Raw genomic sequence first — 12619 nt, 5'->3', positions numbered from 1 at the left:
CAGCGCGGAGTCAACGTGCTCATGACGCTACGCGCAGCTCCTCCATCGGGAACGCCACCTCGAACAGCTCCCAGAGGGAGCGCCCCTCCGCATCGACCTGCCCGGTCGCGATCAGCACCTCGTCCCCTGGAAACCGCTCTCCCAGGGGTGTGAGCAACGCCCGTGTCGTCGCCACGCCGCCTCCGTTCACGGGGAACTGCAACCACAGCCGTCGGTCTCCCACCCGCCCGAGCTGACTCGCCGGCTGCCCCGTCGAGTCCATCGTGATGGGCTTCATCACGCACGGCGTGTCGGCCGTCATGGCGCGTCGATCCCGATGCTGTACCGATCGAACCTCCCAGGTGCTCATGCCTGGTCTCTGGTGATCCGACCACCCGATCGCAAGCGGGCGAAATGCTGCCATTGCCCATCACCCTCCTCGCCCGGAACCTGTGCTCAGGAGCGCCCTTGCTCGTGCCGCCCTCGCCGTGCCCGCTCCTCCATGGCGGCCTCTTCCTCGGCCGCCTGCTCGGCCTCTGCCGCAGCCTGGTCGCCCTCGTCGACGCGGTCCCGCGGCCCATGCGCCCACGAACCCGCCGCGCCCTCCGACGCGAACCGCGCCTGCCGTCCCCCTCGCGAGAGCGCCTTCCGCGTCGCCTCGAGCGACTCTCGGGCCTGCTTGCCGGCCCTCGACGTCGTCGCCGCCGCCTCCCGCAACGCCTTCCCGAAGACCAGCGACATCAGCACCAGCACGAGCGGGACCATCAGCTGCACCGTCACCACCACCGCGAACTGCGCCACCAGGAGCCCCACGATCGCCACCACCCGCACGAAGCCGGGCAAGTGAGGATCCCCCCCGGGCGAGCGCGTCTGGCGCGGGTGCCCGGATGCGTGTTGCCACCCCGCCTCGCGCGCGCGGCCGTGCTCCTCGCGCTTCTCCGACCGCCTGCGCTCTTGCTTCGCCGCATGCCGCTCCGTCTCTGCCCGCTTGCGCTCCTCGTCTGCGCGCCGCCGCTCGTCCTCCGCGCGCCGCCGCTCCTCCTCGACGCGCTGAGGTGACCCCTCGCGGCCTCCCCCCTGCACCCGGTGCTGCTCCCGCACCTGCTCCTGCACGCGGCGCGCATGCTCGTGGACCTGCCCCGCGATCTCGCGACCCACCCGTGAGAACGCATCCCCCAGCGCGTTGAAGCTCTCCTCCAGCTCCCCCCAGCCATCGCCCGCTCGCGGAGCCCCTTTCGCCCCCGCCGCGCCAGCCTCCCGCCAGTCCCGCCCCGCGTTCCCAGCGCTCCCAGCGCTTCCAGCGCTCCCAGCGCTCCCAGCGCTCCCCTCGCGCTCCCCGTGCGGCGACCACGCCGGACTCTCCCAGCCCGTGCGCGCGCGCCCCTCGCTCCTCCCCGCGGCTTTCAAAGGCAGCCCCGCGAGCAGCGGTGCCACCCGGTCCGCGCGCCGATCCGGATCCGGCTCCAGCATCGAGGCGAGCGCCCGCGCCAGCGCAGGGTTCACCCGCGGCCCGAGCGCCGCTCCCACGTCGATCCCCAGCCCCCGGTGCGGCAGCGCCTCCGGCTCTTGCCCCGTCAGCATCGCCAGCGCCGTCGCCCCCACCCCGTACACATCCGACGCCGGCATCGCCCGCCCCTGGAACTGCTCCGGCGCCATGTAGCCGAAGGTCCCCACCACCGTGCTCCCCCCTTCCGGCTTCATCTTGTCGCGCACCGACCCGAAGTCGATCACCACGAACGACCCCTCCGGCCGCCGGAGCACATTGCTCGGCTTGATGTCCCGGTGCACCACCGGCGGGTGCTGACCGTGCAGGTAGTCGAGCACCGACGACACATCGTGCAGGAAGCGGATCACCTCCTCTTCGCCGATCGGCCCTCGCTTCCGTACCGCGGCGACGCTCTCGCCCGCGATCCGCTCCGTCACGAGGAAAAGCTCGCCGCCCTCCTCGAAGTGCTCGATGTACCGAGGCAGCCCACCGTGCGAGAGCGAAGCGAGCACCCGCGCCTCCCGCTCGGCCAGCTCGACCTCTTTCCAGCTCTTCGCGCCCCGCACCCGGAAGCGCTTCAGCGCGACGAGCTGACCGTCCTTCTTGTCCACCGCCTCGAACGTGGACGCCTGGCCCCCCTCACCGAGGAGGCGAACCACGGCGTACCGTCCGTCGCGCAGGCTGCTGGGCAGATCTTCCATGGGTCCGTCGGACTCAGGACCCTAGCGCAGAGCGTGCCGTCGAGCGATGGGGGGCAGCCGTCGAGCGATGCGAGCGCTGCCCCCGAGCGATGCGAACGCTGCCCCCGAGCGGTGCGAGCGCTGCTCCCCCGATACGCGCGTCTCAGCCCGTGGCCCCCTCCTTCGGTCCACTGGCCTTGCGCGCGAGCTGATCGCGCACCCGCCCGATGCGCGCTCGCGCCTCGGGGGTGTTCCAGCAGGCGATGAAGCGCTCGCGCCGCGCCTCCCGGTGCGCCGCCACCGACGCCACCATCGGCGCGATGACATCGGCCTTCATCGTCTTCAGCGCCTCGGGCGCGCCGCCCGCCAGCCGCGCTGCGACGGCGATCGCCTCCGCGAGTACATCCTGCTCGGCGACCTTCTGGACGAGCCCTGCCGCGAGGGCCTCCTCCGTCCGGTAGAGCCGCCCCTGGAACAGCGCCTCCGGCCACGCCGCCGCCGGGATGCCACGCCGCGCCACCTCGAACGACGCCGACGGCAGCGGGATCCCCAGCGCCACCTCGTTCACCCCGATCTGGTACGGCCCCTGGGCCATCACCCGGTAGTCTGCGGCCATCGCCAGCAGGCATCCGCCCGCGATGGCGTGCCCGTTGACCGCCGCGACCACGGGCCATGGAAACCTGGCGACCCGCTCGAAGAGCGCATCGAACGCATCGACGAACCGCTCCAGCGCGGGCTGGTCCAGCGCGGTGGCCTCCATGAGGTCCAGCCCCACGCAGAACGCGCGCCCCTGCCCGGTGATCACCAGGCCCCGGACCGCTGGATCCTGGTCCAGCGTGTCGAGGGCGCCGTTCAGCGCGTCGATGAACCCCTGGTTGATGGCGTTGCTGCGTCCCAGTTCGAGCGCGAGGACGGCGACGGAATCATGCTGCGTGCGTTGGATCGGCATATCGGCTCCAGAGAGGGTTGCCCTGCACGTCCGAGCCGTTTCGACGCCGTCGGTGCAAGGCACATGGCGCGCATCCTACCCCTGGATGCCGTCATTCAGGGGTAGGAGAAGGCGCTCCGCTCGTCCCGTTCTCCTTTTGTGGCGTCGCTCTGTTGCGTCGCTGAGCGTTCCTCGTCGCGAACCCGAGCGCACGTCGTTGCGGCGATGAGCGCGCTTCGTTGCAGCGCTGAGCGCGCTTCGTTGCGGCGCTGGGCGATCCTCCGTCGCGCAAAGAGAGGGGCCCCGTTGCCCTCGGCGACGCGCAGACCATTACGACTTGGACACCCCTGGTGACAGCGACGACATGGCACCATCTCAATGGCGATTTCCGGTCATCTGCAGGGGTGACATTCTTCGTCCACGAGATGCCCGATTGCGGGGATCGATGCCTCGGCAATCGTTGACGGGGATGCCTCTTTCACTTTATGGATAGCTCCCTTCCCCGTCCCGGAGCGCGCTGATGGCCGTGTCCGGGGGTGGGCCCGGTGCGCAGCAGAAATGCTTGGATTCTGGCATTTCGAAGTGGCGAGTCGTGCACACGGGAGTCGGCCGCCCGGGCGGGGAGGGATCGCTACCCATTGAATCGATGTGCGGGGGTGAAGGGATGAAGCCATTGAAGATCCTCCTCGTTCAGGCGGCGCTCTCCTGGTCCGGTCGCCCGGACCCCAGCCGGCTGGCGTGGTTGTGTGAGCCCGTGGCGCTCACGTCGCTCGCCGCCGTGGCGACTCCACACGAGGTGCGCATCCTCGATCTGCGCATCAGCGGCGGATCCTCCCTGGGTCCCGTGGTCCGTCTGTTTCGCCCCGATCTCGTGCTCGTGGCGCCGGCCCCGGGTGAGCATGCCGAGGCATCGGCGGTGTTGCGTGTGGCGAAGGGCCTGCTCGGCGGTGGATGCACGACGGTGCTCGTGGCGCCCGAGGGCGAGGTGCTCTCCAGCGAGGAGCCGACCACCGACGTCGCGCTGACCGTCGATCCCGAAGGCGCGCTGCGCGAGCTTCTCGCGCACCTCGGCAGCGGCGGCGCCCGCACCCGTTTGAACGCGATCGCCGGTCTCCGCTTCCGTGGCGAGGACGGCGTGATGCGAGAGACCGCCGTGCGCCCGTCCGTGTCCCTGGACACGCTCCCGCCGCCTGCGCGACACCTCCTCACCGCGGAGCGCTCGCAGTACTTCTTCGCCGTGGCGCAGCCCGCAGCCGCCATGCGCACCTCGCGCGGGCGACGGACCGTGCAGCGGATGAGCGCCGAGACCATCTGCGATCGGCTGGAGATCATCCCCGAGAACTTCGTGGTGTTCCTGGACGAAGACCTGTTCGTCGATCCGCTGCGTCTGGCGCAGCTCTCGGAGGCGATGCTGCGCCGTGACGTCCAGAAATACTGGGCTGCCCAGGCGTCTCCGGAGCAGATCGCGGAGCTGCCTCACCTCATCCTCTCGCTGCGCGACGCCGGGCTGGCCGCGGTGATCCTCACCTTCGATCTGGGCGAGGCCGACGGCCTGGAGATGCTGCTCGACCCGGTGATCGCCGCACGGAACCGACGCGCTGCTGGTGTGCTGCGCGCGCTCGGCGTCGCCGCGATGGGCCTGTTCACGGTGCGCCGTGACCTGAGCGACGAGGAGAGCGCGACGCTCGCTGCGCACGTGCGCGAGCTGGGGATCGCATGGTCGGTGGTGCGCGGTGCATCCCGCCAGGCTGGCCGAGGGCGCGGCCCGCTGCCGGTGGCCCTGGAGATCGAGGCCCCCGGGACGACGAGCGCGCTGAAGGCGGGCTGGGAGCACGCCGCGTGGGAGCTGTTGCGGCGGCGCCCGCGGCTGCTCATGCGGACCCTGCCTGGCGTGGCGAAGGCGCTCGGTCGGAGCTTCCGAGGGCGCGCGTCGATCTCGAGCGCCGGCTGGTCGATGTCGGCGTCGGGGTCGTCGTCCTGAGCTGAGCTGAGACGACGGCGCGCAGGAGGGCGCCGATGGCGCACCGAGCGCGACCCGAGGTCAATCCGGCGGCACCGCAGGGCCTGGAGGTCGATTGCCCAGCTCGCGCCCAGTCCGTGGCTCGTGCGCCGTGTTCAGATTCGCCCGGACGGCCAGCTCGATCAGCGCTTCGGGAGGCAAAGTCCGTAGCGCTGCGAGAATCTGCCCGCGGGAACTCGAAGGGAGTCCGAGGCGCCGCTTGCCCGAGGCTGGGAGGTCTCCGCCAGAGCTCGCAGATGCCCTGCGGATCGTTTCGGTGCTGGAGCGCTCGGCGTCGCTCTCTCCTCGGGTGACCGCCTGCGCACGGCTTGCTTCGGCTTCGACCGACACCGCATCGCCCGCGCGGGCTTCGGCCTGCTTCGCCTCGTTCACCTCGGACTCGATCTTCGCTGCGTCGCCAACGCGGGCTTCGATCGGCGTCGCTTCGCTCGCTTCGGCTTCCACCTTCGCCTCGGTCACCTCGGCTTTGATCTTCTCCGCCTTGATCTTCTCCCCCTGGAGCCGCGCGATCCTCGACACCTCGGCGCGGATCTCCTCATCACCTGCTTGCGGCCTCTCGCCGAGCGCCGAACCGTCCGCCTCGACCTGGCGCGCCTCCTCCCTCGCCAGCGCTGCGGCGGCGGCCTCTGCGGCTCGTTTGCGCCGCGTCTTCGCGCCACGCAGCGAGATCTGGCTGTTGTAGCGGATGGTGTGCTGGAACAGCGCGAGGACGGACGGGTCCTTCCGGCGCGCCACGAGCCGCGCCATCGACGCGATGAGCCCGATGTCCGTCTCCCGCTCGTTCTCCAGCGACGCCTCGGTCTCGGCCAGCACCTCGGCGAGCTTGTCCACGTGGTGCTTCACCTCGCGCAGCTCCTTGAGCAGCGCCGTCCTCGTCGCGATGCGGAGGTGGACGGGCGCCGCGACGCCGAGCGCATCCCCGAGCAAGGGCACGACGCGCTCGAGCTCGGTCTCGACGTCGGCGAAGCCCTCTTGCTCCCGGCGCATCCCTCGGAGCGCGCCCTGGTTGTGGTCGACGAGCACCCCCTCGAACCGCTGGAGGTCGATGGATAAGGGGCCGCCATAGGGGACGGCAGGACGGATCGCCACGGACACCTCGCGGAAAGGGGTGGACCCCCGGAGGTGGGGGTCGGGTAGGTCATCGCGCGCGCCGACCGGGCGACCGGCGCACCCTTACGAGGTGATCACGAGACCGAGGCCCGTCAAGGCACCCACGCGCATTTTTCGACCCTCGACGTGCTCGGCTCGACGGCAGGCCGATGGCCTCCCTGAGGAATCCGCGATCGTGAGGGGGCATCACGTGGTCGTGATGGGGGCATCACGACCACGGCTCGGAGCACGTCGACAGCGTGTCCGAGGAAGGCGCACCCGTGACCCTGGCCGTCGGTGTCGATGTCCGCGAGGACGAGGACGGGAGAGGGGAGGACGGCGTCGAGGTCCTGGAGGTCGTGGTCGGCTTCGGGGTGATCGCGTTCGACCTGGGAGGTGTCGCGTTCGATTTCGGGGACGTCGCGTTCGACTTCCGGGATGTCGCGTTCGACTTCCGGGACGTCGCGGTCGCGTCGCCGGGTCACGAGGGCGTGCCATGCGATGACGACGGCATGTCCCGGGAGGACGAGGGGGTGACCCCGGTCGACGTCATCGAGAGGGGAGGGGGATGCCGCGATGTCCCCTTCTCGCGGCAAGGCTCAAGGGAGTCCGTAGAAGTCGCTCGTGCCGAAGAGGGCCTGAGCAAGCCAGGGAGCGCCGGCGAAGTTCAGGGGGAGGACCTGATCTTTGCAGGAGGTATCGAGCGGAGCGTGAGGGTCGGCGAGGAAGGCGAGGAGGAGGGCGGTGCCGCAGGTCTCTCCGTTCGGGTGGATCGGGCTGCCGGTCAGCACGCCGTGAGGGGAGCGGGGGAGGCGGACGAAGGTCTGACCCGGGGCGGTGTGGTGATCGGCGACGCGCTCGGCGAGGGTGATGGGGGTGGCCGGGTCCAGGTCGCCGTTCATCATCAGCAGGGGAACGGTGGTGCTGGCCCACTGGCCGAAATGAGCGTCGCGCTCGTAGCGTGGCCAGACGGTGAAGAGGTCCGCTTCCTGGAGGGTCGTGCCCTGAGAGATCAGCGTCGCCTCGGCGGCGGCGAGGATGTCGGCCACGGGTGGCGGCGGTGCGCTCCAGAGTTCGGAGAAGAGGATGTTGTTCTGCAAGGGGAAGGACCACGCGGTCAGGAAGGGGGACGGCGTCTGAGGATCGCTGGAGAGCAGGTCGAGCAGGTGGTCGAGCGCGGTGAGGTCGTCGTTCGAGCAGCGCTCGACGCGGCGGATGACGGCAGGGATGGCGAGGCGGAGGTTCCAGTCGTTGAGCAGGATGCCGAGCACCTTCCGCAGCAGGGAACGATCGACGCCGCGGTCGCCCAGCGCGGGGCAGTGGCCCGCGTCGAGGGCGTCGTACAAGGTGGCGAGGCGCGCGCGCGGGTCGGGGCCGAGGTGGGACGAGCAGGTCGCGTCGGCACCGCACAGCGCGAGAAACTCCGTGGCGACCTGGTCGTAGAGGACGTCGAACTCGTCGAGGTGGCAGGCGTCGGGCGGGCAGATGGAGTCGTAGATCACGGCGGTGGGCTGATCGGGGTGCAGGGTCAGGTAGCGGTTCGCGAGGTAGGTGCCGTAGGAGCTGCCGAGGACGAAGGTCTGCTCCTCCGGGTGCTCCGCCTGGATGGCGGCGACGAGGGCCCCGAGGTCGCGGGCCGCCTCGGTGGTGTTGAAGGCGGAGAGGCCAGCACCCCATTGCTGCTGGAGTTCGTCGATGCAGGCGGGCCACTCGGCGTCGGTGATCAGGACGCCGCTCTCGGAGCCAGGGGCATCGCCAGCGCAGGAGAGCCTGGTGGAGAGGCCGGTGCCGCGGTGATGAGGGAGGTAGACGTCGAGACCCGGGTCGCGCTGAGCGAGGTCGTGCGCGACGCCTTCAGGCCCGACGCTGCCGCCCCCAGGACCCCCGTCGAGCAGGAGCAGCGCACCCCGACGAGGCGCCGTGGCTTGCAGGCGCTTCACGAACAGGGTGAGGGTCCGGCCAGCAGGGTCGTCCCACGTCAGCGGGACCTCGAGTTCGGTGCAGGTTGCGGTGCCGTCACCCGCGCCACCGCTGAAGAGATCGCAGGGGCTCCAGGTGAGCTGGAGGGGAGCCGGCGGTTCGGGGCCGGGCTGCGGCGTGGGGGTGGGGGCGTCGAGCGGCGCTTCGAGCCGCTCCGGGTCACCCGCACAGGCGGGGAGGAAGGCGAGGGTGCAGGTCAGGAGGGCGCAGGTCGAGGATCGGGACAGCATCCCCCAGGCGGTATCGGCGCTGCGCGGGCGCGCCCACGGAGCCGGCCTGAAAGATCCTGAAGGTGTCGCGCGCTCAACCCAGCGTCAGGCGGATGGCAGGATCGAGGGCGTAGCCGCCGTCCCGCTGGACGAGCACGCTGGCGAGGCCGAGCTTGCGGAGGGTGCGGATGGCGGTCCAGACGCGCTGGGCGCCGGCCTCGGGGTGGACGGACTCTCCGGGCCACCCGGCCTGGAGCAGGACCTCTGCGGAGAGGGCGTGGCCTCGGGGGTGGGCGTCGATGAGGGCGGCGAGCAGGAGGCGCAGGGAGCGACGACGGGAGAGGTCCACGCGACCGACGCCCGCGCGCTCGAACCAGTCGCCTCCGGGATGGACGCGCAGGGGAGAGAGGCCGGCGTGGCCGAGGGCGCGGGCCTCCTCGACCTCCCGGTGCAGGCGCGGGGCGTCGAGGGTCAGGGTGATGGCGTGCGCCCGGGTGAGCGCGCGCAAGCCCGCCTCGCGATCCCCACCGAGGAACGCCCAGCGGGCGCGCTCGATCTGCGTCAGGGCCATGCCTTCTCGGTCGCCGGTGCGTCGGACCGAGGTCTCCAGGAGCGCGAGGTGCGCCTCGGCCTCCGCGAGGCGGCCCGCGGCGTGTTCCTGGCGCGCGAGGGCCCCGAGGATCTTGCCGTGCAAGGTCTCGTCGCCGCACTGCTCGGCCAGCTCCAGGGCCTCCAGGTGGTGGGCGCGGGCCTCCTCGAAGCGGCCCTGCGCTTCGAGGGCGAGGGCGAGGTTGCCGTGGCCGATGGAGAGGGCACGCACATGACCGAGGCGCCGCAGGAGCACGAGCGCCTCCTCGTGGCGCACGAGCGCGAGGTCGCCCTCGTGGCACGCTGCCGCGGCGGCGGCGACGCTGCCGAGGCACCACGCCTCCGCCTCCGTGTCCCCTGCGCGCCGGGCGAGGGCGAGCCCCTCTTCGGCCAGCGAGAGCGCGCGCCTCGGGTCCTCGCCGGACTCTCGCAGGGTGAAGCTCACCCCGTAGACGGCGCGCGCCTCCGCGCCGGCGTCGCCCGCGCGCTGCGCCGCGATCCGGGCGCCCTCGGCGTCGCGCCGCGCCTCCGCGTAGAGACCGCGCATGCCGAACGCCCTGGTGCGCGCGAAGAGCACGCGCGAGAGGAGCCTGGGCTCGTCGAGCGCGGTGGCGAGGTCCAGGGCGCCGTCGAGGGTGGAACGCCAGGTCTCTTCCGGGCCCCTCGATGCGAGCAGCGCCTCGGCGGCGAGGGCGGCCTCGACCGCGAGGACGGGCTGGATGGCGCGCATGCGGCGGTGGGCCGAGAGCACCTGCTCCAGGATCCGGGCGAGGGCGTCGCGCGCCTCGCGCGGCCTGCGCCCGGTGAGCGCTGTGGCGAGCCGGGTCCCCTCGGTGACGTAGTGGTGCGCGTGGGCGAGTTCGGCGTCCTCCCGCTCGCCGCTCTCCTCCAGCTTCTCGGCGGCGTGAGCCCGGATCACCGCGTAGAGCGAGAAGTGGATCTCGCCCCCGCCTGTCTCGGCTTCCTCGGCGCGGACGAGCGAGCGTTCACGGAGGGCGTCGAGCGCCTGGAGCGCGGCCTCCTCGCTCGGTCCCAGGACGGCCGCCGCTGCGCCCAGCGAGAAGGGGCCCTCGAAGACCGCTGCCCACCTCAAGGTGCGGCGCTGGTCGACCGAGAGCTGCTCCCACGAGGCCTCGATGGCTCTCCGCAGGTTCTGGGGCCTCGCGCCGGACGCCGTCGCAGGGCCAGCGAGCAGATCGACGCGCCGGTCGAAGGCGTCGAGGAGCTGTCGCAGCGACAGCGTTCCGGCGCGCGCAGCGACCAGCTCCACGGCGAGCGGGAGATGATCCAGGCGCTGAAGGAGGGTCTCGAGCAGGGGCACCTCGCCCGGGTCCAGGGCGCGTGTCCGGCCCGCGAGCCTGGCCCGCGCGAGGAACAGCGCCTGCGCATCCGGCGGCGGCAGGCCTCCGACGAGCGCACAGGACTCCCCTTCCAGGCCGAGGCGATGCCGGGAGGTGCAGAGCCATCGCGCGTCCGGTGCCGCGTCGAGCAAGGCGTCGACGGTGGCGATGGACGCCTTCGACAGGTCCTCCAGACCATCGAGCACCACCAGCGCCGCGCCCAGCGCGTCGAGCGCGCGACCCAGGCGCGTCACACCTCGCTCCTCCGCACCGAGCGGCACGTCGAGCGCTCCCGCGAGGGCGCGGAGCAGATCGTCGGGCGCGCGTGCGCCGGCCAGTGCGCAGCGCACCACGCGTTCCTCGCTGGCCGCGAAGCGTTCCGCCAGGCGTGTCTTGCCAGCTCCGGGGGGGCCGAGCAGCGTGATCTGCCGATCTCCTGCGGCGAAGCGGGCGCGGAGGTCCGCCAGCTCGGCCTCTCGTCCCACGAACGAGGTCCGGGGCCCGAGCCGCGCCGAGACTCCGGATCGAGCGGCCACCGCGCCTAGAACACCCGCGTGAACTCGCGCGGGGCACGCCGCTTGCGCAGGCAGCGCGTGGCCGCGCTCATGTAGCAGATGGTGAAGGCGCGTCGTGGCAGGCCGGTCTGGCTCGGCCGCGAGCGGTGCCACAGGTGGTTGTGGATCAGCAGCACCTCGCCGGCGCGGGCAGGGACGGGGACCGCGCGCGCCTCGGCGTCCTTCCCCCGCACGTGCTCGGCCGGGATGACGCCTCCGAGCGGCGTCGCCAGCCCGGCGGCGTGGCTCCCCTCCACCACCTCCAGGCAGCCGCCCGTGAGGGGCGCGTCGTCCAGCGCCGTCCAGATCTGCAGCACCGGCTCACGGTCCAGCCCCCAGAAGCTGCCGCCGTCCTGGTGCCAGGGCAGCGGTGACCCGCCCCAGGCCGGCTTGTTGAACAGCGTGGCCCGGTAGATCACCACGTCACCGTCGATGACGGCGCGCGCCACCCGCTCGAACAAGGGGTTCTGGATCCAGGCGAAGAACAGCGGATCCTTCTCGAGCTTCTCCAGCTTGCGGTAGTCGAGGCTCGGGCCCTCGTAGCCCTTGCCGTACGGCAGGTCCTCGTACTTGCCGCTCGCCGACTCGTGCTGGAAGAACATCCCTGGCCACACGACGCGGCCGAGCATCAGGTCCTCGCAGCGGGCGCGCAGGGCGGCGAGGCCCTCGTCCGAGAGCGCCCGCCCGAGCCGCGCGTACCCGCGCTCCGCGAAGTGGGCGATCGCTCCTTCCACGTCGCGTGCGGGCTCGTCGACGAGCCAGTCGTCACCGCGCATACGTGGCGTCGGTCCCGATGTGCTCCGCGTGGATGCCCTCGATGCGCCGCTCCACGTCGGCGGGGAGGGGGCGCTGGCAGGCGTCGATGGCCGCGTCCAGGTGCTCCACGGTGGCCGGCCCGAGCAGGATGGCGTCGACCACCTCGCGCCGCGCGAGCCAGGCGTACGACAGCTCCAGCAAGCTCATCCCCGCCTCGGCGGCGACGGCCCGGTAGGCCGCGACCAGCTCCAGCATCCGCTCCGTCCAGTAGCGGCGCTGGTACAGGCGGTTGCCATCCAGCCGGGAGCCGGAGGGCGGCACGGGCTGCCCTTCGTAGCGACCGGCGAGCAGGCCGCCAGCCAGCGGGTTGTAGACGGCGGTGGGCACCGGGTAGCGCCGCGCGAAGGCGGCGTACTCGACGTCGAGCTGCCGGATGAGCAGGTTGTAGAGCACCTGGGAGGCCGCGGCGCGGGCGCGCCCTCCCGCGTCCTGACGCTGGATCATCTCCAGGACTTGCCACGACGCGAAGTTGCTCACCCCGAAGCTGCCGATCTTGCCCTGGTCGAGGATCGTGTTGATCGCGTCGAGCGTCTCCTCGACGGGCGTCGCCGGATCGGGCGCGTGCAGGTAGTAGAGGTCCACGTGGTCGACGCCGAGGCGCGTCAGGCTCTCGTCGATCGCCTGGAGCACCCGCTCGCGGCTCAGCCCTTCGGCGCGCCCTCGCGTCCTTCGCAGGCCCACCTTGGTGGCGAGGTGCACCTCGTGGCGGCGCCCGCGCAGGGCGCGTCCGAGGATCCGCTCGCTCTCGCCGTCGTTGTAGGAGTTCGCCGTGTCGAACGCGATGAGCCCTCGCTCGAGCGCGCGGCTCACGATGCGCTCGGCCTCGGCGGAGGTGGTCCGTCCCCCGAAATTCATCGCACCCACGATGAGGAGCGGCGGCTCTCCCGGTTGCCGTCGCGCGACGCCCCCACCTGTTCCCGACCCACTCATGATGCGCGAGTGTACACCCT

The 12619-nt window shown here is 71.9% G+C and carries 9 protein-coding genes; 1 reads left to right on the top strand and 8 read right to left on the bottom strand.

The window, feature by feature from the left end:
* Positions 1–19: 19 nt before the first annotated feature.
* From CMC5_RS38865 to CMC5_RS38855, 3 genes are all read right to left on the bottom strand, one after another.
* Complete coding sequence (locus tag CMC5_RS38865) at positions 20–349, bottom strand: hypothetical protein (RefSeq protein ID WP_218920182.1); 330 nt, start codon at positions 347–349, stop codon at positions 20–22.
* Positions 350–435: 86 nt separating this feature from the next.
* Complete coding sequence (locus tag CMC5_RS48230; protein WP_179955503.1) at positions 436–2166, bottom strand: serine/threonine-protein kinase; 1731 nt, start codon at positions 2164–2166, stop codon at positions 436–438.
* A gap of 142 nt (positions 2167–2308) precedes the next feature.
* A complete protein-coding gene (locus CMC5_RS38855; protein ID WP_050435133.1) occupies positions 2309–3094 on the bottom strand; it encodes an enoyl-CoA hydratase/isomerase family protein in 786 nt (261 codons plus the stop codon).
* A gap of 643 nt (positions 3095–3737) precedes the next feature.
* Between CMC5_RS38855 and CMC5_RS38850 the strand changes: the two genes are divergently transcribed.
* Positions 3738–5054 (top strand): radical SAM protein, encoded by a 1317-nt coding sequence (locus CMC5_RS38850; RefSeq protein WP_050435132.1) that lies wholly within the window; start codon positions 3738–3740, stop codon positions 5052–5054.
* Between the two features lie 60 nt (positions 5055–5114).
* On the opposite strand, the gene CMC5_RS38845 is transcribed toward CMC5_RS38850, so the two are convergent.
* The 5 genes from CMC5_RS38845 to CMC5_RS38820 all read right to left on the bottom strand — a co-directional run bounded on the left by CMC5_RS38845 (position 5115) and on the right by CMC5_RS38820 (position 12599).
* Entirely contained in the window at positions 5115–6182 is a 1068-nt protein-coding gene (locus CMC5_RS38845; RefSeq protein ID WP_050435131.1) for a hypothetical protein, read from the bottom strand.
* Positions 6183–6781: 599 nt separating this feature from the next.
* Positions 6782–8392, bottom strand: coding sequence for an alpha/beta fold hydrolase (locus CMC5_RS38835; protein WP_050435129.1), 1611 nt, complete (start codon positions 8390–8392; stop codon positions 6782–6784).
* Positions 8393–8465: 73 nt separating this feature from the next.
* A complete protein-coding gene (locus tag CMC5_RS38830) occupies positions 8466–10835 on the bottom strand; it encodes an ATP-binding protein (protein ID WP_050435128.1) in 2370 nt (789 codons plus the stop codon).
* A 5-nt stretch (positions 10836–10840) separates the two neighbouring features.
* Positions 10841–11629 (bottom strand): phytanoyl-CoA dioxygenase family protein, encoded by a 789-nt coding sequence (locus tag CMC5_RS38825; RefSeq protein ID WP_082363224.1) that lies wholly within the window; start codon positions 11627–11629, stop codon positions 10841–10843.
* Positions 11619–12599, bottom strand: a complete 981-nt coding sequence (locus CMC5_RS38820; protein WP_050435127.1) for an aldo/keto reductase — start codon at positions 12597–12599, stop codon at positions 11619–11621. The genes CMC5_RS38825 and CMC5_RS38820 overlap by 11 nt, the downstream gene beginning before the upstream one ends.
* Between the last annotated feature and the right edge of the window lie 20 nt (positions 12600–12619).

The organism is Chondromyces crocatus (assembly GCF_001189295.1).
In the GTDB taxonomy this organism is placed as follows: Bacteria; Myxococcota_A; Polyangia; order Polyangiales; family Polyangiaceae; genus Chondromyces; species Chondromyces crocatus.
The sequence above is the reverse complement of the archived record's forward strand: the minus strand, read 5'-3'. Positions and strand labels throughout refer to the sequence as shown.